The following is a 26,769-nucleotide window of genomic DNA, read 5'->3' as shown; positions in this document are numbered from 1 at the left end:
GAGGAGAAGGGGCGTCAGTCTGAGCCGAATTGCTGGTCGATGAAGTCGAAGAGCTCGTCCGCCCCGGCCGATTCGAGGTTCTCGGCCACGTCGTGCGACCCGTCGCCGGGAGCGACCGTCCATCGGGACAGGAGGCTCTGCAGCCGAGCGGCCACCAGGCCGCGAGTGGCGTCGTCCGGGGCGGCTCCCGGGTCGCCCAACGCCGTGTCCAGCAGGTCGAGCTCGGCGCTCAGGGCGGACTCGGCCGTGTCGGTCGGGGTCAGTTCCGCCGCGAGGTGGTCGGCGAGCCGAGCCGGATCGGGGTGGTCGAAGACGAGAGTCGCGGGCAAGCGCAGTCCGGTCGCGGTGTTGAGCCGATTGCGCAGTTCCACGGCGGTCAACGAGTCGAAACCCATGTGGAGGAATCCTTGTTCGACGGGGATCGACGCGGCCGAAGGATGTCCGAGCACCGTCGCGGCTTGCTCGCACACTGCTCGCAGCACCGCACGGCGGCGTTCGTCTTCGCCGAGCCCGGCGAGCGAACGAGCCAGCGGCGCACCGTCCGGCCGCGGTTCGCTTCCGGACGCAGCCCGGCGGCGCGCCGGACGACGCGCCGAGTCGCGGAAGAGGCCCGCATCGGTGGCACTGGTGTCCAGGTCGGCCGCCAGCACCAGCCCCCGCGCGGACGTCGTGGCCGCGTCGAGGAGCCGGAGCGCGTCTTCGTTGCTCATCGGCAGCACGCCCGTGCGGGCCATGCGGGTGAGATCCGTGTCGTCGAGCCCTTCGGTCATCGCCGAGCGCTGTTCCCACAAGCCCCACGCCACCGACACACCCGGCAAGCCCCGCGCCCGGCGGAACGCCGCCAGCCCGTCGAGGAACGCGTTGCCCGCCGCGTAATTCGCCTGGCCCGCTCCGCCCAGAACACCCGCGGCGGAGGAGAACAACACGAACCAGCGGACATCGTCCGCAGTCAACTCGTGGAGGTTCCACGCGCCTGCGACCTTCGCGGCCAACACGTCCGCCAACCGCTGCGGGGTCAACGACTCCACCGTCACGTCATCCAACGTGCCCGCCGCATGGACGACGCCCGAGATACCACCGTCCGCAACGGACAGAGCGTCGGCGAGTGAGTCTCGGTCCGCGACATCGCACGCCGCGACCCGCACCTCAACACCGGCCGCAGTCAGCTCCCGGACCAGCTCATCCGCTCCCGGCGCTTGGTGGCCCCGGCGGCTGAGCAGCAACAGCCGGCGCACACCCCACTCCGCGGCGACATGTCGAGCGACCACGCCGCCCAGCACGCCCGATGCTCCCGTGACCACGACCCAGCCCTCGGGCTCCTCGCGGGGCATGGTCAGCACGAGCTTGCCCACGTGCCGGGCGCGGCTCATGAACCAGAACGCTTCTTCCGCCTCCCGCGCGTCCCACACCTTGGTCGGCAGCAGTTGCAGTGCGCCCGCGTCGAAGAGTCGCGCCACCTCGCGCAGGATCTCGCCGAGACGCGCGCCACCGGCCTCGGCCAGGTCGAACGCGCGGTACTTCACCCCGCCGTAGGTCGCCGCGATCTCATCGGGATCGCGCACATCCGCCTTGCCCATTTCCACGAAACGACCGCGCGGCCGGGTCAACCGCAGCGACGCATCCACCAACTCCCCCGCCAGCGAATCCAGGACCACGTCCACACCACCGAAGAGCTTCTCGAAATCCCCGTTGCGCGAGGACGCGATCCGTTCCTCAGGAACACCCAGATCGCGCACCACCGGCCACTTCGGCTCACTCGCCGTCGCGCACACCTCAGCCCCGAGGTGACGCGCCAGCTGCACCGCAGCCATGCCGACACCACCGGCGGCGGCATGAATGAGAACCGATTCCCCGGCCTTCAGGTCCGCCAGATCCACCAGGGCGTAGTACGCCGTCACGAACGCCACCGGCACCGATGCAGCAGTCTCGAAGCTCCACCCGGTAGGAACGCTGACGACCGTGCGCTCGTCCACCACGATCGACGAGCGGTACGTGCCTTGCCACACACCCATCACGCGGTCACCGATACAGACGCTCGTCACCCCGGAACCGATCTCGGTCACGACGCCCGCTGCTTCGCTGCCCAGCACGGCGTTCTCGGCGTCGGGGTACATGCCGAGCACCACCAGCACGTCCCGGAAGTTCACCCCGGCGGCGCGAACCTCGACCCGCACCTCGAACTCGCCCAATTCCCGATCGTCCGCCGTCGGGTCCGGCACCCAGGCAAGTCCTTCCAGCGTTCCGCTGCCGCCGGTGTCGAGGTGCCACGTCGGCCCGGCCTCCCCGGCGGTGGCCCGGGTTTCGTCGGGGACCAGTCGTGGGATCAGGACCTCGCCGCCCCGGATGGCGAGTTGGGGCTCGTCGGCGGCCAAGGCCCGCAGCACGGCGTCGGGCGTCGTGCCGCCCGGATCCACGTCGAGCAGGGCGAATCGTCCGGGGTGTTCGGTCTGCGCGGACCGCACCAGCCCCCAGAGCGGGGACGCGGCCAGGTCGGCCACGCCGTCGCTTTCCACGCCGACCGCTCCGCGCGTGACCAGCACCAGCCGGGACGCGAGGAACGGTTCCGAGGCGAGCCAGCGCTGGACGAGCTCCAGCGCGTTGCGGGCGGCCTGTTCGGCGGCCGAGGGCATCTGCTCGCCGCTCGGCGTGGGCATCTCGACCAGAACCTGCTCGGGCACCGGCAGCGCACCGACGGTCAGGCGCTTCTCCAGCTCCGCGAGGTCACGGCAGCCGGCCACGTCAGGGTGGGACGCCGGGAAGTCCTCGGTCTCGCCCAGCACGGCGAGGCGGGGTCCCGCCGCCAGCTCGGGACCGGTCGTCGATGTCCACTCCACCCGGTACAGGGCCGGACCGTTGCTCGGGGGCGCGGGGAACGCGGTCTCGGTGACGGGCCGGGTGACCAGCGATCGAGCGGTGAGAACGGGTCGCCCGTCGGTGTCCGCGACCAGCACGGAGATCGCGTCCTCACTCGGGGTGAGCCGGACTCGCAACCTCGTCGCCCCGGTGGCGTGCAGGGACACCCCGCTCCACAGGAACGGCAGCCGCACAGCGCTCGTTTCCGCGCAGGACAGCCACGCGTGCAACGCCGCGTCGAGCAGTGCGGGATGCACGCCGAAACCGGCGGCCTCCACCTCCTCCGGCAACGCCACCTCGGCGTAGATCTCCTCACCATTCCGCCAGACCGCTTCGAGGCCGCGGAAAACCGGCCCGTAGGCGAGACCGTCCTCGCCCAGCCGCTCGTACACACCGGCGAGCTCCACCGGCCGCGCACCCGCCGGAGGCCAGCCGGCCAAGTCAGCGGACTCCTCCGGCGCGACGGTGGTCACGGTGGCTCGCGCGTGCAGCGTCCAGGCGTGGTCCGGGTCGTCCTGGGCGTGGACGGTGACCTCGCGGTCGCCGTCGTCGCCGGGCGCGGCCACCAGGACCTGGACCTGCGTCGTCCCGGTCAGGACCAGCGGGGTTTCGAGGGTCAGCTCGGCAACGTGGCCGCAGCCGACCGCGTCGGCGGCGTGCAGCACCATGTCCAGGAACGCCGTGCCGGGCAGGACGACGCGGCCGAGCACCTCGTGATCGGCCGTCCACGGCTGGTCGTGGAGCGACAGGCGTCCGGTGAACAGGTGTCCGTCCGTGCCCGGCAGCATGACGCCGCTGCCGAGCAGGGCATGTCCGGTGGCCGCCATCCCGTGCGCGGCGGCGTCGCCGGCACCGTGGTGCCGGAGCCAGAAGCGGCGTCGCTGGAAGGGGTAGGTCGGCAGGTTCACGCGGCGAGCGCCCACACCCTCGTAGACCCATTCGACCGGTGCCCCGGCGACGAAGGCCTCCGCCAACGACCGCAGCACGCGCTCGTGGCCACCCTCATCACGACGGAGTGTGCCCACCGCGGAAATCTCGACATCCCCGGCGGTCTCCTCGATACCCGGTGTCAACACCGGATGCGGGCTCACCTCCACGAAATGCCGGAAGCCCAACCCCACCAAACTCCGCACGGATTCTTCGAACCGCACCGGGTTGCGCAGGTTCCGGTACCAGTACGCCGCGTCCGGAACCTGTTCACCGAGCCAAGAATTCGTGACCGTCGAGAAGAACGGCACCTCCGCACGCCGCGCCTCGACCGAAGCGAGATCGGTAAGGACGCGTTCCTCCAACGCCTCCACCTGCGCCGAGTGCGACGCGTAATCCACCGCTACCCACTGGAACCGCACGCCGTCGGCACCACACCGCTCCTCCAGCGCTGCCAGAGCCTCCGGGGTGCCTGACACGACGGTCGTCGTGGGCCCGTTCATCGCCGCGACCGACACCTCCGCGAGATCCCCGAGAAGCCGACGGACCTCCTCGGACGAAGCGCGCACGGCGGCCATACCGCCGTAGCCCGACAACCCGGCGGCGACAGCGCGGCTGCGCAACGCCACGACGCGGGCACCGTCCTCCAGCGACAAGCCACCGGCCACCACGGCAGCCGCGATCTCTCCCTGCGAGTGCCCCACCACCGCCGCAGGTTCGACGCCGTGCGAACGCCACACCTCAGCCAGCGACACCATCACGGCCCACAACGCAGGTTGAACGACGTCCACCCGCTCAAGCGCTTCCGCGTCCGCCAGCACGTCCAGCAACGCGAAATCCACACAGGACTCAAGAGCTGCCGCGCACTCCCCCATCCGCGCGGCGAACACCGGCGAGGACTCCCACAACTCCCTCGCCATCCCGGCCCACTGCGAACCCTGCCCGGGGAAGACGAACACCACGCGCTCGTCCGAGGAGGCACTGGTTCCGCGCACCACGTCCGGGCCGTCCAAACCGTCGAGGGCTGCGCGCCGCTCGGCGGTGCTCGCGCCGAGGACCACCGCCCGGTGGTCGAAGCGGGCACGAGTGGTCGCCAGCGCGTGCCCGATCTCGGCGGGTGACGCGTCGTCGAGCAGCGGCAGCAGGCGCAGGGCCTGTTCCCGCAACGCCGCGTCGGATTTCGCGGTCACCGGCCACGGCACGATCTCCCCGTCCGGGACGGCACCGCTGAGCGCGACCTCCTCGTCCGGGCCCTGCTCAAGGACGACGTGGGCGTTCGTGCCGCTGACGCCGAACGAGGAAACACCCGCGCGCCGGGGGCTCTCCGCGTCCGGCCAGTCGCGCGACCGCGCCAGGAGCCGCAGAGCACCGGAAGACCAGTCGACGTGCGTCGTGGGTTCATCGGCGTGCAACGTCCGCGGGAGTCGCGCGTACCGCAAGGCGAGCACGGACTTGATGATCCCGGCCACGCCGGCGGCGGCCTGGGTGTGCCCGATGTTGGACTTCACCGATCCCAGCCACAGCGGCCGATCCGCGTCCCGCCCCTGACCGTAGGTCGCCAGCAACGCGCCCGCTTCGATCGGATCGCCCAGCTTCGTTCCCGTGCCGTGCGCCTCCACCACGTCCACGTCCCCGGCATCCACGCCCGCGTCCGACAGCGCGGCGCGAATGACCCGCTGCTGAGCGACACCGTTCGGCGCCGTCAGACCGTTCGACGCCCCGTCCTGGTTGACGGCGCTCCCGCGCACGACCGCGAGCACCCGGTGCCCGTTGCGCCGGGCGTCCGACTGCCGTTCGACGACGAGCACGCCTACGCCCTCGGCGAAGCCGGCCCCGTCCGCGTTCGCGGCGAACGCCTTGCTGCGGCCGTCAGGAGCGAGTCCACCTTGGTGGGTGAACTCGGTGAAGATCCCCGGTGTGGACATGACGGTGACGCCGCCGGTGAGGGCCAGATCGCATTCGCCGTGCCGCAGCGATCGTGCGGCGAGGTGCAGGGCGACCAGCGACGAGGAGCAGGCGGTGTCGACGGTGATGGCCGGTCCTTCGGTGCCGAGCACGTAGGCGACCCGGCCGGACAGCACGCTGCCGATGTTGCCCGTGCCCGCGTAGCCGACGGCCTCATCGGGAGCGCCGGGCCCCATGGCGAGGTAGTCGCCGCCGTTGCTGCCGGTGAAGACCGCCGCGCGGGTGCCGCGCAACGTCGTCGGGTCGATTCCCGTGTCCTCCAGCGCTTCCCACGACGTTTCCAGCATGAGCCGTTGTTGCGGGTCCATCGCGAGCGCCTCGCGCGGGGAGATGCCGAAGAAGTCGGCGTCGAAGTCACCCGCGTCGTGCAGGAAGCCGCCCTCCCGCGCGCACGAGGATCCGGGGCCGTCGCCGTTCCCGAGGCGCTCGATGTCCCAGCCGCGATCCTCCGGGAACGGGCTGATGGCGTCACCTCCCGCTTCCAGCAGACGCCACAGGGCCTCCGGAGAATCCACGTCTCCGGGGAAACGGCAGCTCATGCCGACGATGACGATGGGGTCGTCGTCGACGACGGTGGCCGGCGTGGACGCTGATTCCGGGGCGTCGCCGAGGAGTTCGCCGTGCAGGTACGTGGCCAGAGCGCGGGCGCTGGGGTGGTCGAAGACGATGGTGGACGGCAGGCGCAGCCCGGTGACCCTGTTGAGCTGGTTGCGGAGTTCGACGGCGGTGACCGAGTCGAACCCCAGATCCCGGTAGGACGTCGCGGGGTCGATCGCGTCGGGACCCGCGTGACCGAGCACCCCGGCCACCTGCTCGCGGACGATCCTCAGGAGGGCGGCCTGCTGTTCGGCTCGGCCGCCCATCGCGGCCAGCCGTCCGGCCGGTGTGGTGGCATGGGCAGCCGGTGCGTCAACCTCGGCGAGCCGCCGCAGGTCGGGCAGGTCCGCGAGGAACGGGCTGGGCCGCGTGGCGGTGTAGGCGGCGTGGAACCGGTCCCACTCGACGTCCGCGACGACGACGGCCGGGTCCCCGTCGCCGGTCACCGCTCTCAGCGCGGTGGCCGCGAGCTCGGGTGCCATGACGGGCAGGCCGTGGCGGCGGGCCATCGCCCCGATGCCGTCCTCGGTGGCCATGCCGCGCTCGTCCCAGATGCCCCACGCGATCGAGGTCGCAGGCAGTCCGAGCGCGTGCCGCTGTTCGGCGAGGGCGTCCAGGTACGCGTTGCCGGGGGCGTAGTTGCCCTGCCCGCTCGCGCCGAAAGTGCCGGCGACGGAGGAGAACAGCACGAAGGCGTCCAGGTCGCGGGTCAGCTCATGCAGGTGCCACGCGCCGTCGGCCTTGACGCGCAGGACGCGATCGAGCTGGTCCGGGGTGAGGTCGTGGACGAGGCCGTCGTCGAGAACGGCGGCGGTGTGCACCACGGCCGTCGGCGAGCAGGCTTCGAGCAGCCGGGCGAGGTCGGCGCGGTCTCCGACGTCGCAGGACGCGATGGTCACTTGCACGTCGGCGGCCTCCAGCTCGGCGCGCAACTCGGCGGACCCCGGCGCGTCGGGGCCGCGGCGGCTGGCCAGCACGAGGTGTTCGGCACCGGTGCGGGCCAGGTGGCGCGCCACGGCGGCACCGAGGCCCCCGGTTCCACCGGTGATGAGCACGGTGCCGCGCGGCCGCCACGCCGGGCACGAACCGGAGGTGCGGGCCAGGCGCCGCACGTGGGCGCCGGTCGGGCGGAGCGCGACCTGGTCCTCACCGGTCGTGCCGGAGAGGACTCCCGCGAGGGAGCCACCGGTGCGGGCGTCCGGCCGGGCGGGCAGGTCGACGAGGCCGCCGAAGCGCTCGGGGTGTTCCAGCGCGATGATCCGGCCGAGTCCCCAGACCATGTGCTGCGCCGCCGCGTCGTCGCGAGGAGTCCTGGCGTCCTCGTCGGTGGCCGTGACCGCTTCGCGGGTCAGGCACCACAGCGGCGCGTCGATCCCGGCGTCGGCGAGGGCTTGGACCAACGCGACGGTCGCGGTGAGGCCGACGCGCGAGACGCCGCCCTCGGTCGCCGGGTGGTCGGCGGCGGAGAGCAGGGACAGCACTCCCGCGTACGACCGGCGGTCCAGGCGACGGGCGATGTCCTCCCGCGTCTCGTTCACATCGACGTCGAACGTGATGACGTCTCCGCCGTGGTCTCGGATCGCGTCCGCGACAGCGTGATCGGCGGACCCGGTGGGCACGACCAGCAGCCAGGACCCGGTCAGGATCGGGGCTGCGGGCATGCTCGCGGGGACCCAGCGCGTGCGGTAGCGCCAGGACGCCACCTCGTCCGTCGACGCCCGGTCGCGGTTCCAGGCGCGCAGCGCGGGCAGGACCGGGAGGAGGGACGCGGCGTCGACGTCCAGGGTCTCCGCCAGGACCGAGGCGTCCTCGTGGTTCACGGCCGCCCAGAAACCCGAGTCCTCGGTGCTCTTCCGGGAAACTGCGGGAGCGTCCCACCAATAGCGCTCGTGCTGGAAGGCGTAGGTCGGGAGGTCGACGAGGCGGTTCTCGGTTCCCGCGAACGCCGGGGTCCAGTCCACGGGAACGCCGTGGACGAAGGCCTCGCCCAGCGATGTCAGGAGTTGCCGCTGATCACCGGCGTCGCGCAGCAGCGAGCCCACGACGGCCGCCTCGTGGCCCGCGACCTCCAGGGTGTGCTCGATGTCGCCGGTCAGCACCGCGTGCGGGCTGCACTCGATGAACGCATCGAATCCTTCGGCGGCGAGAGCGCGCACGGCTTCCTCGAAGCGGACGGGGTGACGGAGGTTGCGCGCCCAGTAGGCCGCGTCCGGCACCTCCTGCCCCAGCCAGCCGCCGGTCACCGTGGAGAAGAACGGAACGTCGGCGGGACGCGCCTCGATCGGGCCGAGGTCGGCGAGGATCCGGTCCCGCAGCGCGTCCACTTGCGCCGAGTGCGACGCGTAGTCCACCGCGACCCGGCGGAACCGCACGTCCTGCGCACCGCATCGCGCTTCCAGCGCGTCGAGTCCCGCCGGCGTGCCCGACACGACCGTCGTCGCGGGCCCGTTCATCGCCGCGAGCGACACCTCCGCCAGATCCTCGACGAGCCGATGCGATCGTGCCGCCGACACGCGCACGACGGCCATGCCTCCGCGTCCCGCCAGTTCGGCGGCGATGGCGCGGCTGCGCAACGCGACCGCGCGCGCTCCGTCCTCCAGCGAGAGGGAGCCCGCCACGACGGCCGCCGCGATCTCACCCTGGGAATGTCCCACCACTGCCGCGGGCCGGACGCCGTAGGACTCCCACACCGCGGCCAGCGACACCATCACCGCCCACAGCGCGGGCTGGACCAGCTCCGCCCGCTCCAACGCGTCGGCGTTGCTCAAGATCCGCAGCAGCGGGACGTCCACGTGGGGCTTCAGCGCCGCAGCGCACTCCCGCATCCGCGAGGCGAAGACCGGCGACTCGGTCAGCAGTTCCACCGCCATGCCGGGCCACTGCGATCCTTGTCCCGGGAACACCAGCGCCACCCGCGGCGCGCCGTCTTCGCCGCGCACCTGGCCGCTGACACCGGCACCGTCGGCCAGCGCCCGCACCCCGTCGAGGAGTTCGTCCTGGCCGGAGCCCACCACCACGGCACGATGCTCGTGCACCGCGCGACCGAGCAAGGACGCACCCACGTCCACAATGGACTCGTCTGGGCGCGCTCGCAGGCGCTCCGCGAGGCGTTCGGCCTGCCCGCGCAACGCCGCCGCACTGCGGCCCGAGATCACCCACGGCACCGCCGAGGTCGCACCACGCCCGGCCGGTTCGTCGACGACGGGAGGCTGCTCGATGATCACGTGCGCGTTCGTCCCGCTGATGCCGAACGACGACACACCCGCCCGGCGCGGGCGATCTCCGAGCCACTCCCGCGATTCCGCCAGGAGCCGCACGCCGCCGGAGGACCAGTCGACGTGCGGCGTGGGCTCATCGGCGTGCAGCGATGCGGGCAGCACACCGCGCCGCATCGCCTGCACCATCTTGATGACGCCGGCGACACCGGCGGCGGCTTGGGTGTGCCCGAGGTTGGACTTCACCGACCCCAACCACAAGGGCCGCTGCGAGCTCCGGTCCACGCCGTAGGTGGACAGCAGGGCGTCCGCCTCGATCGGGTCGCCGAGAGTGGTGCCGGTGCCGTGCGCCTCAACCGCGTCCACCTCGTCGGGAGCCAATCCCGCGTTCGCCAGCGCAGCCCGGATCACCCGCTGCTGCGAGGGCCCGTTCGGCGCGGTGAGGCCGTTCGACGCTCCGTCCTGGTTCACCGCACTACCGCGCACCACGGCCAGGACCCGATGCCCCTTGCGCCGGGCGTCCGACAACCGCTCCAGCGCCAGGACGCCCGCGCCTTCGGAGAAGCCCGTGCCGTCGGCGGCCGCCGAGAACGGTTTGCACCGGCCGTCCGGCGCCAAACCGCGCTGACGTCCGAAGTGGACGAAGGCGCTCGGGGTCGCCATCACGGTCACGCCACCCGCCAGCGCCACATCGCACTCACCGGACCGCAACGCCTGCCCCGCCAAGTGCAGCGCCACCAACGACGACGAGCACGCCGTGTCGACGGTGACCGCAGGCCCCTCGAAGCCGAAGGCGTACGCCACCCGGCCGGACAGCACGCTGCCGGTGTTGCCCGTCAGCATGAGGCTTTCCACGTTCTCGGGCGTCTGGTCCAGCGGCAGGGCGTAATCGTGGTAGACCTGACCGGCGAACACGCCGGTGGCCGAACCGCGCAGCCCCGACGGATCGAGACCGGCGTGCTCCAAGGCCTCCCACGACGTCTCCAGCAGCAACCGCTGCTGCGGATCCATCGCCAGCGCCTCCCGCGGCGAGATCCCGAAGAACCCGGCGTCGAAATCGCCTGCGCCGTGGAGGAACCCACCCTCGCGGGTGTAGGAAGTGCGGGGGTGGTCGGGGTCCGGGTGGTAGAGCGCGTCGAGATCCCAGCCGCGGTCGGTGGGGAACGGGCCGATGCCGACGCCGCCGGTGAACACCAGCTCCCACAACGATTCCGGGTCCGTCACGCCGCCCGGGAAGCGACAGGCCATGCCGACGATCGCCACGGGATCGTCGTCCGGTTCGGGCTCGTCGGCGGTGGCTGCCGCCTGGACGGTCTCTTCCACCACGGGAACCGGCTCGTCCGTCGACTCGACGAGCCGGTCCACCAGGTACGCGGCGAGCGCGGTGGGTGTGGGGTGGTCGAAGAGCAGCCCTGCGGGCAGCCGCTCGCCGGTCTCGGTGTTGAGCCGGTTGCGCAATTCGACGGAACCGAGCGAATCGAGACCGATGTCCTGGAAGGGCCGGGTGGGGTGGATTCGCTCCGGTGAATCGAACCGGAGCACGGCGGCGGCCTGCGTGCGCACGAGAGCGAGCGCGAGGCCGTGCCGCTCACCGGGCGCGAGGGCTTCCAGTCGGTCGGGGAATGAGGAGTCTTCCGCCACGGGCGGCGGAACCATCCTGCGCAGCAACGGCGGCACGCCGTCCCGCGCCGCCCGCTCGCGGACCGAGCGCACGTCCAGCTTCGCGGGGACCAGCAGCGGCCTCGGGTCGGCGACCGCGCTGTCGAACAGGGCGAGGGCCTCGTCCTCCGGCAGCCCCACCACGCCGAGCCGCGCCAACCGCGCCCTGTCGGTGTCGTCGAGTCCCGAGGCCATGCCACCACCCCGGTCGTCCTGCTCCCACACGCCCCAGGCCAGCGCCTGCCCCGGGAGGCCGAGGTGGGCGCGGTGGGCGGCGAGCGCGTCCAGGAAGGCGTTGCCCGCGGCGTAGTTCGCCTGCCCGGAGGTGCCGAGCACCCCGGAGACCGAGGACAGCAGGACGAACGCGGACAGCGGCTCCTCGCGGGTGAGCTCGTGCAGGTTCCAGGCGGCGTCCACCTTCGGCCGCAGCACCGTGGCGAGCTGTTCGGCCGTCAGGGACGTGACGGCGCCGTCGGCGAGCGCGCCCGCCGCGTGCACCACGGCGCTGATGGGTTCCCCGGCGGTCTGGAGAGCGGCGGCGAGCGCGTCGCGGTCGGCCGGGTCGCAGGCCAGCGTCGTCACCGCGCAGCCCGCTTCGGTGAGTTCCCCGGTGAGTTCGCGGGTCGCGTCGGCGCCGCCCCGGGTGAGGCACAGCAACCTGCGCACGCCGTGTTCGTGGACCAGGCGCCTGGCGAGCAGGCCGCCGATCCGCCCGGAAGCACCGGTGAGCAGGACCGTGCCCTCTGGGCCGAAGGGGCTGGCGGCCTCGCCTGCGGTGGCGCGGGCGAGGCGGGGCGCGTGCGCGCGACCGGCGCGGAGCGCGAGCTGAGGTTCGGCTCCCGCGGTGGTGGAAGGCAGCAGCCGCACCGATTCCGGGTGCCGGTCGGTGTCGACGAGCACGAAGCGACCGGGGGTTTCGGTCTGCGCCGTGCGCAGCAGACCCCAGACGGTTGCCGCGGCGATGTCGGTCGCGGCCTCCGGTCCGGTGGCGCCCTCGGTGACGACGAGGAGGCGCGCAGCGGTCATCCGGTCGTCGAGGAGCAGCGCGCGGGCGGTGTCCAGTGCCGTCGTCGCGTGCGCGTGCGCGGACGTCACGGGGTCGCCGTCCGTGCGCGGCACGAGCCACACGAGCACGTCGGGAGCGGTCCCGGCGTCGAGGACGGCGCGCAGCTCGCCGAGGTCCCGGTGAGTGGCGGTACCGCTGGGAAGCCCCAGTTCGAGCGGGTTCTCGTCACCGCTGAGCAGTGCCCAGGTGCCGGTGGGCGGCGAGTCGCTCACCGGCAGCTCGTCCCACTCCACGGAGAACAGCGACCGGGCGGCCGTGCCGGTCGCGTCGCCGAGCCGGGTGGCGTCCGCCGGCCGCGTGGTGAGCGCGCCGATCGCGGCCACCGGGCGCCCGTTCACGTCGGCGAGGTCAATGGAGACGTCTCCCCGCCCGGCGCGGGCGAGGCGGGCCCGCAGGGCACGCGCGCCCGTGGTGTGCACGGCGACGTCCCCGAACGCGTAGGGCAGGCGCAGCTCGTCGCCCAGCACGGCGTGCAGGGCGGCATCGAGGAGGGCCGGGTGGATCGCGTAGCCGGTGCCGTCGAGCTCCGGCAGGGGCAGTTCCGCTTCGGCGTAGACGGTCCCGTCGGGGTCCGTCCACAGGCGACCGAGTCCGCGGAACGCAGGCCCGTAGGCGTAACCGGTGTCGGCCAGGTCGGCGTAGTGGGCGCCGGTGTCGACCGGAGTCGCTCCGGGAAATGGCCAGTTGGCGGCCCAGTCCGAGGCGGGCGGGGTGGCCAGAGCCGCGCCGAGCGTCGCGGTGGCGTGCAATGTCCACGGCTCGTCTTCAATCGCGGGACGTGCGTGGATCGTGGCCGTGGCACGGCCCGGCTCGTCGGCTGCGGCAACGGTGATCTGGAGGTCCGTGGCATCACCCAGCACCAGGGGTGCGTGCAGGACCAGTTCGTCGACGTGCGGGGTCCCGTAGCGGTCTCCCGCCTGCACGGCCAGTTCGAGCAGCGCCGTCGCGGGCAGCAGAGCGACGTCGCCGACGGTGTGGTCGTGGAGCCATGCGTGGGTCTGCGCGTCGATCCGCCCGGTCAGCAGCAGCGAACCGCCGTCGGCGGTGTGCACGGCGGCGCCGAGCAGCGGGTGCCGAGCGGGTGTGAGGCCGGCTGCCGACACGTCGAGGGTTCCGGCGTCCGCGTCGAGCCAGTAGTGCTGTCGCTGGAAGGCGTAGGTGGGCAGATCGACGGTGCGGGCTCCGAGGTCCGCGAACGCCGCGCTCCAGTCCACGGGAACGCCGCGGGTGAAGGCCTCGCCCAGCGCCGTCAGCAACTGCCGCTGATCACCGGCGTCACGCTGCAGCGAACCCACGACGACCGCGTCCCGGCCGGCCGAGTCCGCGGTGTGCTCGATGTCCTGGGTCAGGACGGTGTGGGGACTGCACTCGACGAACACGCCGAAACCTTCAGCGGAAACGGCTCGCACGGCTTCCTCGAACCGCACCGGGTGGCGCAGGTTCCGGTACCAGTACTCGGCATCCAGAGGCTGTTCGCCCAGCCAGGAACCCGTGACCGTCGAGAAGAACGGCACCACCGCAGGCCGTGCCTCGACCGGGGCGAGGTCCGCGAGGAGCCGTTCTTCCAGCGCCTCCACCTGCGCCGAGTGCGACGCGTAGTCAACCGGGATCCACCGGAACCGCACGCCCTCCGCACCGCAGCGCTCCTCCAGCGCGGTCAGCGCCTCCGGGGCACCCGACACGACCGTCGTCGCTGGCCCGTTCATCGCCGCGACCGACACGTCCGCGAGATCCCCGAGCAGCCGACCCGTCTCCTCGGAAGAAGCGCGAACGGCAGCCATACCGCCGCGACCCGCCAACTCCGCGGCGACGGCGCGGCTGCGCAACACCACCACGCGGGCACCGTCCTCCAGCGAGAGAGAACCCGCCACCACCGCCGCCGCGATCTCACCCTGCGAGTGCCCCACCACCGCCGCAGGCTCCACGCCGTACGAGCGCCAGACCGCTGCCAACGACACCATCACAGCCCACAACACGGGCTGAACAACATCCACCCGCTCAAGCGCGTCGGCATCCGCCAACACATCCAGCAACCCGAAATCCATAATGGACTCAAGGGCGACCGCGCACTCCTCCATCCGCGCAGCGAACACCGGCGACTCGGCCAGCAAGTCCACCGCCATCCCGGCCCACTGCGAACCCTGCCCCGGGAAGACGAACACCGCCCGGGATTCGGCGGTTCCGGCCTCCGCCACCGCAACGCCGCGAGCGACCGCTCGCACGGATTCGAGCAACTCGCCCTGATCAGCACCCACCGCCACCGCGCGGTGCTCGTGCGCCGCACGACCGGCCAGAGCCGCTCCGACGTCCACAATGGATTCATCGGGCCGCGCGCCGACGAAGTCCACGAGTCGCCGTGCCTGGTCGCGCAACGCCGAGCCGTCGCGCCCCGACAGCACCCACGGCACCGCCGAGGACTCGCCCCGCGCCTGCTCCACGACGATCGGAGGTTCCTCCACGATCACGTGCGCGTTCGTCCCGCTGATCCCGAACGACGACACACCCGCGCGCCGTGGACGACCCTCATCCAGCCAGTCCCGGGATTCCGCGAGCAGCTGCAGGCCGCTCGACGCCCACTCCACGCGCGGCGTCGGCTCGTGCGAGTGCAACGTCGCGGGCAGCGTCTCGTGGCGCATCGCCTGCACCATCTTGATGACCCCGGCGACACCGGCGGCGGCCTGGCTGTGCCCGATGTTGGACTTCAGCGACCCCAACCACAACGGCCGCTGCGGTCGCCGGTCCCGCCCGTAGGCCTCCGCCAGCGCCTGGGCCTCGATGGGATCGCCCAGCCGCGTGCCGGTTCCGTGGGCCTCGACCGCGTCCACGTCCTCCGCCGACAGGCCCGCGCTCGCCAGCGCCGCGCGGATCACCCGCCGCTGCGAGGGACCGCTCGGCGCCGTCAAGCCGTTCGACGCCCCGTCCTGATTGACCGCGCTTCCCCGCACGACGGCGAGGATTCGGTGTCCGTTGCGCTGCGCATCCGACAAGCGTTCCAATGCCAGCACGCCGACGCCTTCGGCCCACGAGGTGCCGTCGGCGTCGGCCGAGAACGGTTTGCACCGACCGTCGGCCGCCAAACCACCTTGCCGACCGAACTCGACGAACATGCCGGGCGTGGCCATGACGGTCACGCCACCCGCCAGCGCCACGTCGCACTCGCCCGAGCGCAGCGCCTGCCCCGCCAGGTGCAGCGCCACCAGCGAGGACGAGCACGCCGTGTCCACCGTGACCGCCGGTCCTTCGAGACCCAACGCGTACGCGATCCGGCCCGACAGCACGCTCGGGGTGCCACCGGTGAGGAGGTATCCGGTGAGGTGGTCGGGCGCGCAGTGCGCGCGCGGACCGTAGTCGTGCGTGGTGGCACCGACGTACACGCCGGTGGCCGAACCGCGCAGGCCCGAGGGATCGAGACCGGCGTGCTCCAGGGCCTCCCACGACGTCTCCAGCAGCAACCGCTGCTGCGGATCCATCGCGACCGCCTCGCGCGGCGCGATGCCGAAGAACTCCGCGTCGAAATCGCCCGCCTCGTGGAGGAACCCGCCGACCGTTGCGGCGCCGGACGTGAGGTCCCAGCCGCGGTTCGCGGGCGGCTCACCGATCGCGTCCGAGCCGGAGGCCACGAAGTCCCACAACGCGTCCGGCGAGTCGATGCCGCCCGGGTAGCGGCAGGCCATGCCGACGATCGCCAGCGGTTCGCCGGTCACCTGCCGGTCCCGGGTCTCCGGAGTTGCCTCCTCGCCGGTGAGCAGGGCGCGCAGGTACTCGGCCAGCGCCGAGGGCGTCGGGTGGCCGAAGACCGTCCCCGCGGCGAGTGAGAGCCCGGTTCGGGCGCTGAGCTTCGCCGCCAGTTCTTCGATCATCAGCGAGCTGAAACCGAGCTCCCGGAACGTCAAGGCCGTGTCGACGGAATCGGTCTCGCGCGTGACGAGACCGACCTGCTCCCGCACGAGTGCGAGCATGTCGGACATCTCTGCGCCAGAAGGCGCGGGCGAGGACGGGGCGTCGTCGGCTGGGGCGTCGACGTCGAGCCAGAAGCGCCGGCGCTGGAACGGGTACGTCGGCAGGTCCACCTGCCGCCCGCTGCCCAGCAGGGGCTCCCAGTCGACGTCGTCTCCCCGGATCCACAACGCCGCGAGCGCCCGGATCAGCGTGGTGAGCGACGTCGACGCGCCGATCTCCAGGAACGGAGCGGTGTCCGGCGTCGTCACGGGCAGCTCGGCAGGGGCAATCACCCGCTCGCCCGCCAGCAGCGACCGCGCCGAGTCCCGCAACGACCGCGCACCGGACACGTGGGCGGCCAGCAGTTCCCCGGTCGCGTACCCGCTGACGCTCGACGGGACCACGCCCCACGACGAGGCCAACCGCCACGCCGCGACGCCGAACGCGAACGCCTCCGCGTCGGCCAGAACGGGATCGGTGCTCGGGGTTCCTCCCGCGATCCCTCGCCGGATCTCCGCGCCGATGTCCGCCTGGGAACGCACGTCGTCGGCGATCTCCGCCGCCACGTCGTCGAAGAGCTCGCACACCTCGGCCAGCGCCTCGGCGAACACCGGGAAGCGAGCCAGGCCCTCCCCGCCTTCCGGCCGGTCACCCGAGAACACCACGGTCACGTCATCGGCGGAGGTCAGCACCTCGGGCGCGGTGCCGCCGCCAGCCAGCGCACGCGCCCCGGCGACGAGGTCGTCCCGGGACCCCGCCACGATCGCGGCACGGTGGTCGAAGGCGGTGCGGGTGGACACCAGCGACGACGCGACCTCCGCAGGGTCCGCGGCGCCGGTGTCCGCGAGCCGCGACGCCGCGTCCCGCAGCGCCTCCTCGCTCCGCGCGGACAGCAGCCAAGGCACGACGGGCAGGTCCGATCGAGGCTGGTCGGGTTCCGGCTCGGGCCGCCAGTCGCTCAGCACGACGTGGCAGTTGGTGCCGCCCATGCCGAACGAGCTCACACCCGCCACGAGCGGCCCGTCGGGCCACGGGCCGAGCTGACGCTGGACGCGGAGGTTGAGCTCCTCCAAGGGAATCCGCGGGTGCGGGGTGTCGAAGTTCAGGCTGGCGGGCAGTTGCCGATGCGCGAGGGCGAGCACGGTCTTGATGAACCCCGCGATACCGGCCGCACCGCTGAGGTGACCGATGTTGGTCTTCACCGAACCCACCGCCAAGGGCTGGTCGGCCGGACGGCGGCTGCCGAGGACCTCGCCGAGGGCGGCGGCCTCGACCGGGTCCCCGGTGGGGGTGCCGGTGCCGTGCAGTTCGACGTAGTCGACGGTGTCCGGGGCGATGCCCGCCTGCCGGTAGGCGCGGCTGAGGGTCTCGGCCTGAGCGGCGACGGTCGGCGCCGTGAGGGTGTCGCCGTCCGGGTCGTTGGTGGTGGCGCTGCCGCGGACGAGGCACAGGACTCGGTCCCCGTCGGCCAGCGCGGTGCGCAGGCGCTTGAGCACGACGGCGCCGCCGCCCTCGCCCGGCGCGTAACCGTCGGCCCGCTCGTCGAAGGTGAAGCAGCGCCCCTGCGGGGACAGCGCTCCCAGCCGGGAGGCGAGCAGCACGCTCTGCGGCAGCAGGTGCAGGTTGACCCCGCACACGAGCGCGATGTCGGACTCCTCGCCGCGCAGGCTCCCGCAGGCCAGGTGCAGCGCCACCAGCGACGAGGCCTGGGAGGAGTCGACGGTGATGCTGGGGCCGCGTGCCCCGAGGAAGGCGGCCATCCGGTTGGCGATGACGCCGCGCTGCACGCCGGTGAAGGCGTGTTCGGTGGCGAGCGCGTGGGCGTGCGAGGAGATCAGCTGGGCGTAGTCGTCGTGGGAGACGCCGACGAACGTGCCGAGTCGCGTACCGCGCACCCGATCCGGTGCGATGCGCGCGTTCTCCAACGCCTCCCAGCCGAGTTCCAGCGCGAGACGCTGCTGCGGATCGACGTACGGCGCTTCCCTCGGGGAGATGCCGAAGAACGCGGCGTCGAACTCCTCGGGGTGCTCCAGGAACGCCCCCCAGCGGGGCGCTTCCTCGGCGGCGGCTCCGGACCAGCGCCCGGCTGACACCTCGGAGACGCTGCTCCCGCCCTCGGCGAGCAACCGCCACAACCGCTGCGGGTCCTCGGCGCCGGGGAATCGGCACGAGACGCCGACGACGGCCATGGTCGTGTCCGGGTCGACAGGCTGCCCCGTGACGAACCCGGCATCTTCGGCAGCCATATCCATCGCGACCCATTTCTCGCGTCCAGTGATCACCACCTCTCATCGTTGGTCGTGCACCCGTCGGAGAACATCCGGCGATTCCGCCGTTACGGTCACGCGTCCCAGGTCACGGGCAGGCTCTTCACGCCGTAGATGTCCGCGGTCTCCGGGCGCAGCGAGACCTCCTCGGCCGGTACCGCCAGCCGCAGCGTGGGGAAGCGGTCGAGCAGCGCGCGGAACGCGACCCGCATCTCCACGCGAGCCAGCTGCGAACCCAGGCACTGGTGGATGCCGTAGCCGAAGGCCACGTGCCCCGAGGCCTGGCGGTGGAAGTCGAGCACGTGCGGGTCGGCGAAGCGCTCCGGGTCCCGGTTGGCGGTGTTGTACGACAGGATCACCGGCGAACCGGCCTTGATCGTCTGCCCGCCCAGCTCGACGTCCTCCAGCGCCGTCCGCATGAACGTCATGGCGACCGTGAGGTAGCGCAGCAGCTCCTCCACGGCCCGATCGGTGAGCGAGGGATCGTCGCGCAGCTCGGCCAGCTGCTCCGGGTGCTGCAGGAGCGCGAAAGCACCGAGTCCCAGCATGTTCGTCGTGGTGTCGAGCCCGGCTGCCAGCAGCAGCAAGGCCATCCCCTTCAGCTCCTCGTCGTCCAGATCGGTGGAGGTCAGATCGCCGAGCACGTCGTCGGTGGGGTTCGCGCGCTTGGCGGCCACCAGTTCGCCGATGTGCTCCATCGTCGCGGCGTAGCCCAGGATCAGGCTCTCCTCGTCGCCCTCGCCGTTGAGGAACGAGTCGACCTGCTCCTGGAAAGTGTTCCGCTCCCCTTCCGGTACGCCGAGGAGCTCGGAGATGACCGTGGCAGGAATCGGTTTCGCGAACGCGGGCACCAGATCCACTCCGGGCCCGATCTTTTCCACGGCGTCCAGGTGGTCGGCGGTGATCTGCTCCACCCGTTCGGTGAGCAGCCGCATCCGGCGCACCGTGAACTTGCCCATGAGCGCCTTGCGGTAACGACGGTGCTGGGCGCCGTCCATGAAGAGGAACTCGCCCGGCGACGCCGGTGGGATCTCGACGTCCCCGTAGTCGAGGGTCGGATGGCGCATGAGGTCCTTGCGGGCGCTGAACCGCGCGTCGGCCAGCACCGATTTGACCAGGTCGTAGCCGGTGATCAGCCAGCCGGGCCGTCCGCCGGGGAACTCGTAGGGGATGATCGGGCCGCCCTGCTCGCGAGCCTCCAGCAGTTCCGCCGCCGGGTCGAACGGGCAGCCGGCTGCGCGAGGCGGCGCGGGTGTACCTGCGGTGTAGGTGAAGTCATCCATGAAAGTCCTCAACAGTTCTCAGCGGTCGTCGGTGTCCGGTTCGGTTTCCACTCGCAGCAGCTCCGCGGCTCCCGCCAGCGACGTCGCGACCTCCTGCGCCGTGTCACCGACCGCGATGACGTGGCCGAGCCGGTCGTAGGACTCCCTCGGCGGCCGGACGGCGCGGCCGGACGCGGCCGTGACGTGCACGGTGACCACACCGGGAACCCGTGCGGCACCGGCGGTTCCGTTCACCGCCGTCAACCGGCCTCGCTCGCCCGCCGTGAGGAAGCGCAGGCCCGCGTGCCGGTGGCGCTGCGCCTCGAGGTTCACGGGAAGGCCCGCGGTCGCGCGGATCTGCTGCTCCAGGAGGTCGATTCCGGTCGCGGTGCGGATGAGCTCGGGGATCATGCCGCCCGCGAGCCGCCCGTTGATCTCGATGACGACCGGTCCCGCCGCCGACAGCCGCGTCTCGACGTGGGCCGGGCCGTGCTCGAACCCGACGGCTTTGAGCGCCTGGCGGGCGGCCTCCGCCAGCTCTTCCCGCTGCGCCCGCGCGAGGTTCGCCGGGAACAGGTGCCCCGTCTCGACGAAGTGGGGCAGCGGGGTCGCGGTCCGCTGGGTGACGCCCACGCACACGGCTTCGCCGCCGGTGCAGAACATCTCCACGCTGAACTCCGGGCCTTCCACGAACTCCTCGACGAGGACCCGCCCGGGACTCCGCTGTCCTCGCGCGTTCTCGGTGACGGCCAGCACGCGCGCCGCGTGCGCGACGGCGGTCGCCTCGTCGGCGCACCACAGCACGTTCTGCGAGCCGGATCCGTCCACCGGTTTGACTACGCAGGGAACGCCGACCGCAGCCACCGCCTCACCGACGCCCGAGGAGTCCTCGGCGACGACGAACGCGGGCTGAGGCACGCCCGCGTCCCGCAGGGCCGTCCTGGTGAGCTCCTTGTTCCGGCACGCGGCGGCCGTCTCAGCCGCCTGGCCGGGCACGCCCAGCGCCTCCGCGAGGCGCGCCGCGTGTTCCAGGTAGAAGTCGCTGGTCGTGGTGACCCCGCCGACCGCGCGCGAGCCGATCGCGGCCAGCACGGCCGCGTCGTCCTCGGTGTCGCAGGTGATGACCTCGCAGCCGGTCGCCTCCAGCCCGCTGTAGCGGCCGGGGTCGCGGGTCACCAGGAGGGGCGCGAAGCCGAGCCGGGTCGCGGTGCGCAGCGCGAGCATGCCCGTGCCGGTGGTGTTGGACTCCACGAACACCATCGTTCGGCGCCCGCCGCGCGGGATCGACGCGTACGACCAGCCGGTCACGGTCGTGCCGAACGGAACCCGCGCGGGCTCCGCCGCGATCGGTCCGGCGGGCTCGTGCCGGTAGACGGTGTCGGCGTAGCGGTCACCGCGGTCCGGCATGATGCCGACCAGTCGCGTGCCGGGCTCGGCGTGGGCGGCCAGGTGGGTCAGCACGCGGTAGACCGAGCCGGACGTGTTGCCCGCGAAGATCTGCTGCTCCCGCGCCAAGCTCCGGGTGGCGTCGAACGCCTCGTCGTCGGAGAGCCAGTGCACCTCGTCGAAGAGCCGGTAGTCGATGTTGTCGGGGAACAGGCTGTTGCCGAGGCCGCTCTGCTTGCGCGTCGCCAGATCGGGCTGGCCGAACAGGACGCTGCCGACGCAGTCCACCCCGACGACCTTGAGCTCCGGGAAGCGCTCCAGCAGCGCCGCGGACGTGCCGCACAGCGAGCCGCCGCTGCCGACCGAGCCGACCAGGACGTCCAGCGTCCCCAGGTCGGCGACCAGCTCGTCGGCCAGGTCCCGGTAGGCGGCGGGGTTCTCCGGATTCCCGTACTGGCGCGGCCAGTACGCACCTGGCAGCTCGCGCAGGAGGTCCGCGAGGCGTTCCAGCCGGGCGCCCTGCCACCCCTCGGACGTCATCGCCTCGACGACGTGGACCGCGCAGCCCATCGCCGCCAGCTTGGCGCGGGTGACGGGGTCGATGCGCGGATCGGTGACGATGTGCACGGGATGCCCGAGCTGGGCCCCGACCAGCGCGAGGCCCAGCGCCATGGTTCCGGACGAGCTCTCCACCACGGGAGCGCCTTCGGCCAGCGCTCCCGTTCGGCGCGCCTCCAGGATCATGCGGCGGGCGACTCGGTCCTTCATGGCGTACGGGTTCTGCAGCTCCAGCTTGGCGTAGACCTCGACGCCCTCCGGTGCGCCCGCGCGCAGCCGGACCACCGGTGTGTCGCCGATGGCGTCGACGAGGGTGTCATAACGCATGCGTGCTCCCGGGGACGGCGGCGGACCGGTAGACGGACGTGGTTCCGGGCAGGCGTGCGCAGGCGGCGCGCGCCGCGCTGAGCACCTCGGCGTGGCCGGGGTCGCCGGCGTCCAGCAGGAGCCCGGTCATGGTGCCGCTGTGGGTGCACACGACACCGGCGGCGCCGAGATCGCCCGCGATCCGGATCAGGGCGTCGAGGTTGCGCTTGGGCAGCCACCGCTGGTTGAGCACGGCGCTGCGGGTGGCGACGGCGCCGACGGCGGCCAGGTCCTGACCACCGACGGCGGCGGTGAGATCGTCGGCGAGGCGCGCGTATTCGGCGGCCAGCGCCGGTGGGACCCGCCGAGCACGCCGGTTGTGGGTGACGGTGTCCACCAGTCCGCCCTCGTCCACGGCGACGACGGTGGCGGGTGGCACGGTGCCGAGCCGGGTGCGGAGCCGGACCTTCCGATGCTCGAACAGGACGACACCGGTGTGCATGACACCGTCGGTGGGCTCGATGGGACGCAGCCAGTCCTCGACGCCCGAGGGCGAGACGTCCAGTCCGAGGACGCCGCCGACGGCCCGCGCCGTGGCGACAAGATCGGCGGAGGAGCTGGCGAGGCCCTTGCCGACGAGCAGGTCGGTGTCGAGGATCAAGGAGCCGCCACCGTCCGCTCCGCCGGTGGCGAGCATGGCGCGGGCCAACCGCAGCGACTTCGTCCGGTTCGCGGGGTACACGCGCAGCGGGCCGCTCCGGTCGTAGCGGAACCACGCGCGGGTGCCGTGGGTAATCGGGAACGTGGCCAGGAAATCGGTGCCGTCGGGCAGGACGCCTTGCAGGAGCTCTCCGAACGTGCCGCAGGCGGAGGCGCCGCCCTCGTTCAGGTCGACGCCGGCGCGGCGGGCGGCGAGTGCCGGTTCGGTCATGCGGCCCTCCTCCGGCGCGCCGCGTTGTCCGCCCACGCCGCGTCGAGGGCGTCGAGCTCCTCGCTCTGCTCGTCGAGCAGCTCCCGAACCCGTTGGGGATGCGCGGAGCCCGCCGACTGCTTCGCGCGCAGCCCGAGGTCGACGTCGAACGCTTCCGCCAGCAGGGCTGTGATGTTCTCGCCGTCGTCGAGCACGTGTCCGGACTCGGCGGCGGCAGCGCACAGCAGGGCGGCGTCCGGCTCTCCGGGGCGCAGTCCCCGCTCCACTGAGGTCTTCACGTAGCGGCCGGCGATGATCTGGGCGGTGCGCCACGGCACGCCGCAGGTGAGGGTGAGCCGGTTGGCGAGCGTGAACCCGCCGAGGTGATCGTCAGCGCACGCGGCGCGCATGCGATCGGTCCGGAAGCTCGCCCCGGCGATGACCGCGTGGGCGAGGCGCAGCGCCGAGCGCATGGCGTCGGCCTGGACCCGCAGCTGGCCGCCAACTTCCTTCGAGACCTCAACGGTGTTGCTGTAGGGCGTGTTGCGCTGCCCGGCGACGATGTCGGCCGCACGACCCGCGATCTGAGCACAGCGGCCCCGGATTCGTTCCAGGACGGGGAAGTTGCGCTTCTGCGGCATCGCCGCGGAGATGCCGGCCAACTCGTCGGGCAGGTCGAGGAAACCGCGGTGGCCGCCGCACCAGTCCATGAGGTCGGTGGTGAATCGGCTGAGCGCGACCGCGTGCTGCGCGAGATCCGCCGCGATCGACGTGGTCCAGGAACGGGAGGCGACGGCCACCAGCGCGTGCGGCTGAGCGCGCGCGAACCCCAGCAGGCCCGCCATGCGGTCGCGGTCCCACGGCAGTTCCTGCCCGGCCATCGTGCCGGAACCGAGCGGGCAGGCGTCGCACTCGTCGTAGGTGCGCAGCATGCGGCGCAGCGCGGCGATCGTCTCAGCGGAGAGCGCCGCCAGGTGGAAGCCGGGGCTGACGATCTGCGCGGCCTGGCCGTGGGTGCATCCCGGCATGGGCGCGTCGGTGTAGCGACCGGCGAGCGCGATCACGGTCCGTGCGAACGCGAGCAGGTCGTCGGCGACGGCGGCGAGGGTCTCGCGAGCGGCCATCAGCTGGGCGCACGCTTGGAGATCGTTGCGGCTGCGGTCGACGTGCCAGGCCGGGAAGGGCGTCACGGGGCCGTCTTGCACGTGGCGTTCCACGGCGAAGGAGATGTCGGACATGTTCTGCTCGGGGTCGGCTCGCACCGCGTCGGGGTTCAGCTCGTCGAGCCGGGCGGCGAGAGCGGCGGCCCCGTCGGCGTCGACGAGGTCCATCCGGACGTACTCCAGCAGCAGGACCTTCTCGATCGCGATGTAGTGGCCGAGCAGGTGCTCCGCTTCGTAGGCGAACTGCGGAGCGAGCACCTCCTCGTGCCAGACCTCGCTGGGGACGCCGTCGATCCGGCCGGTCACCTTCATGCCGTTCCCCCTCGGTGTTCGCGGCGTAGTGCGACGGCGAGTCCGGCCACCGTCGGGTCGGCGAAGAAGGTCCGCAGCGACACCTCGGCGCGGTAGGCGGCCGTGAGCGTCGCGAGCATCTTCAAGGCCTGCAACGAATGTCCCCCGAGGCTGAAGAAATCCTGGTGCACATCGGTGACTTCGGTGCCGAGGAGGTCCTGCCAGACCCCGGCCACGTCCCGTTCGCACGCGGTCGACGGGGCGCCCCCGGCGGCGGGATCGGGACGGCTGGGACCGACGCCGGTGACGGCACGGCGCGGGCCGAGCTGCGACAGGCGGGTGTCCGGGGCGTCGAGCGCCGTGGCGAGCAGGCGGAGGTAGTCCGACAGCAGTGCCTCTGCTGTGGCGCGGTCGAACAGGGCGACGTCGTAGACGACCCGGACCTTCTCGTCGGTGACGTCCAGCAGCAGGTCCTCCTCGCACGAGGACGCGGGAGCGCCGAGAACGCCGCCGGGATCGTGGTTGAAGGCGAGCTGGTACAGCGGTGGCACGCCGGGCGGTCGCGGTGCGGCCACCAGCTCGACCAGGGTCTGGAACGGGATGTCGTAGGACTCGTCCGCCTCGACCGCGGCGGCCACGCGGCCCACGAGCGCGGTCACGCCGGGATCGCCCCCGACGTCGACGCGCAGCACCCGCATGTTGACCAGGGCGCCGACCATCGGCAGCGTCGCGGCCTCGGCGCGCCCCGCCACCGGTAGGCCGAGCACGATGTCATCGGAACCGGAGACGTGGTGCAGCAGAGCGACGTACCCGGCGAGCAGCAGCACCACCGGGCGGGTGCCGTGGTGCCGGGCGGAGTCGACCAGGGCAGCACGCACGTCGTCGGGCAGCGCGGCGCGCACCTCGGCACCGCGAAACGTGCGCGTCGATGGCCGGGGCCGGTCCAGGGGAACGGCGTGGACCGGTGGGAGGCCCGCGAGGCGCTCGCGCCAATGGGCCGCGAGTTCCGCGCGCCGCGCGGGCGTGAGGCGGGCGCGCTCGCGCCGGGCGTGTTCGCCGTAGGTGCACGGCAGGTCCGGAAGCCTGGGGTCGCGCCCCTCCTCCTCGGCAGCGCAGATCTCGGTGAGCTCGGCGCGCACGTTGAAGCTGGACGCGGTGTCGTAGACGGCGTGGTGAGCGGCGAAGAGCACCGACCAGGCCCCCTCCCCCAGTTCCAGGACCGCCGCACGCCACAGCGGCGGACGCTCCAGGTCGAACGGCCTGCGCGCCATCGCCTCCCGCAACGCGCGGATCCGCTCGCCCTGGTCGCCGTGACCGAATCCGCTCAGGTCGAGGTGTTCGACCGGCGGTTCCACCTGTGCGCGCACGTCACGGGTCAACCGCCCGTCGACGACGCGAAGCCCGGTCCGCAACGACTCATGACGCGCGGCCAGCAGCGCCAGTGCCGCGACGAGATCGTCTGCGGCGAGATCGGCGTGCACGGGGAACTCGTCCACCACGCAGTAGGTCGGCGGATCGTGGGTGAGCCGAGCGGCGAACCAGGCTCGCTCCTGCGCGAAGGAGGCCCGTGGCGGCCAGTCACCGCCCAGGGCGGATCGGTCCCGCACGATCCTCCTCTCCTCCCGGTGCGCCGACTCCCCGCGCGCCGCGAAGCGCGGTGCCGAGGAGCTCCGCGATTCGCGGCTCGTGGTCGTTGAGGAAGAAGTGGCCGCCCTCGAAGACCTGGAGGTCGAAGGCGCCCGTGGTGTGCTCGCGCCAGTGCTCGGCATCGTCGATCCCGACGTTGTCGTCGGCATCACCGGTGAGCGCCACGACGTCGGAGTCCACGACCGCGCCGGGGCCGGGGTCGTAGGTCTCGGCGGCCGCGTAGTCCGCGCGCAGCGAGGGCAGTGCCAGCCGGACCAGTTCGGGTTCGTCGAGCACGAGGCTGTCGGTGCCCGCCAGCCGCCGCACCTCGGCGATCAGGCCGTCGTCGTCGAGCAGGCGGATCCCGCGGTCGATGCCCCGCCCGGGGGCACCGCGTCCGGAGAGGAACAGGGCGTGCGGCGCGCGGGCCCTGTCGCGCCGGCGCGACAGGGCCAGTTCGAAGGCGATGGCGGCGCCCATGCTGTGTCCGAACAGGACGAAGGGGCGTCCCGCGATCAGCTGGTCCAGCTCCGGCGCAGCCCCGCTCGCGAGCTCCCGCACGCTCTCCAGGCACGGCTCGCGCAGCCGGTCCTGTCTGCCCGGGTACTGCGCGGAGATGACGTCGGCGTCCTCGGAAAGCCGCTGCGACAAGGAGAAGTACGTCCCCGCGGCCCCTCCCGCGTGCGGCAGGCAGACCAGCGCGACCTCGGCGTCCGGACGCGGGTGGAAGCGTCGGAACCACGAACCGGCGGGGGTGCTGGGTGATGCCATGTCGGGGT

At 72.5% G+C, this 26,769-nt stretch carries 7 protein-coding genes and 1 pseudogene; all 8 read right to left on the bottom strand.

All coding sequences use genetic code 11. From position 1 onward, the window contains the following. Window positions 1-14: 14 nt before the first annotated feature. The 8 genes and pseudogenes from FHU35_RS29880 to FHU35_RS11305 all read right to left on the bottom strand — a co-directional run bounded on the left by FHU35_RS29880 (window position 15) and on the right by FHU35_RS11305 (window position 26,761). Window positions 15-16,229 carry a type I polyketide synthase gene (locus FHU35_RS29880; RefSeq protein WP_425474137.1) on the bottom strand — a complete coding sequence of 5,405 codons (16,215 nt, stop codon included), beginning with the start codon at window positions 16,227-16,229 and terminating at the stop codon, window positions 15-17. A gap of 738 nt (window positions 16,230-16,967) precedes the next feature. Next, a pseudogene (locus tag FHU35_RS30420) lies at window positions 16,968-18,410 on the bottom strand (beta-ketoacyl synthase N-terminal-like domain-containing protein); the annotation flags it as partial. A 152-nt stretch (window positions 18,411-18,562) separates the two neighbouring features. Continuing rightward, a complete protein-coding gene (locus FHU35_RS11330) occupies window positions 18,563-19,771 on the bottom strand; it encodes a cytochrome P450 (protein ID WP_145738471.1) in 1,209 nt (402 codons plus the stop codon). Between the two features lie 18 nt (window positions 19,772-19,789). Next, complete coding sequence (locus FHU35_RS11325; RefSeq protein WP_145738468.1) at window positions 19,790-22,021, bottom strand: pyridoxal-phosphate dependent enzyme; 2,232 nt, start codon at window positions 22,019-22,021, stop codon at window positions 19,790-19,792. Beyond that, window positions 22,011-22,931, bottom strand: coding sequence for a GHMP family kinase ATP-binding protein (locus tag FHU35_RS11320; protein ID WP_145738466.1), 921 nt, complete (start codon window positions 22,929-22,931; stop codon window positions 22,011-22,013). Before FHU35_RS11320 ends, FHU35_RS11325 begins: the two co-directional genes overlap by 11 nt. After that, window positions 22,928-24,385 carry a lyase family protein gene (locus tag FHU35_RS11315; RefSeq protein ID WP_145738464.1) on the bottom strand — a complete coding sequence of 486 codons (1,458 nt, stop codon included), beginning with the start codon at window positions 24,383-24,385 and terminating at the stop codon, window positions 22,928-22,930. Before FHU35_RS11315 ends, FHU35_RS11320 begins: the two co-directional genes overlap by 4 nt. Continuing rightward, complete coding sequence (locus FHU35_RS11310) at window positions 24,382-25,971, bottom strand: condensation domain-containing protein (RefSeq protein ID WP_186459381.1); 1,590 nt, start codon at window positions 25,969-25,971, stop codon at window positions 24,382-24,384. The genes FHU35_RS11315 and FHU35_RS11310 overlap by 4 nt, the downstream gene beginning before the upstream one ends. Further along, window positions 25,943-26,761 (bottom strand): thioesterase II family protein, encoded by an 819-nt coding sequence (locus tag FHU35_RS11305; protein WP_145738459.1) that lies wholly within the window; start codon window positions 26,759-26,761, stop codon window positions 25,943-25,945. The genes FHU35_RS11310 and FHU35_RS11305 overlap by 29 nt, the downstream gene beginning before the upstream one ends. Window positions 26,762-26,769 lie beyond the last annotated feature (8 nt).

It is taken from the genome of Saccharopolyspora dendranthemae (genome assembly GCF_007829955.1).
GTDB classification, from domain to species: domain Bacteria; phylum Actinomycetota; class Actinomycetes; order Mycobacteriales; family Pseudonocardiaceae; genus Saccharopolyspora; species Saccharopolyspora dendranthemae.
Note: the sequence above shows the minus strand (reverse complement) of the source record. Positions and strands in the feature narration are given on the sequence as shown.

Excerpts from the sequence above, each read along its gene's own strand:
- FHU35_RS11305 (WP_145738459.1), bottom strand. The coding sequence starts at position 26,761 with ATGGCATCACCCAGCACCCCCGCCGGTTCGTGGTTCCGACGCTTCCAC.
- FHU35_RS11320 (WP_145738466.1), bottom strand. The coding sequence starts at position 22,931 with ATGACCGAACCGGCACTCGCCGCCCGCCGCGCCGGCGTCGACCTGAAC.
- FHU35_RS11315 (WP_145738464.1), bottom strand. The coding sequence starts at position 24,385 with ATGAAGGTGACCGGCCGGATCGACGGCGTCCCCAGCGAGGTCTGGCAC.
- FHU35_RS11325 (WP_145738468.1), bottom strand. The coding sequence starts at position 22,021 with ATGCGTTATGACACCCTCGTCGACGCCATCGGCGACACACCGGTGGTC.
- FHU35_RS11330 (WP_145738471.1), bottom strand. The coding sequence starts at position 19,771 with ATGGATGACTTCACCTACACCGCAGGTACACCCGCGCCGCCTCGCGCA.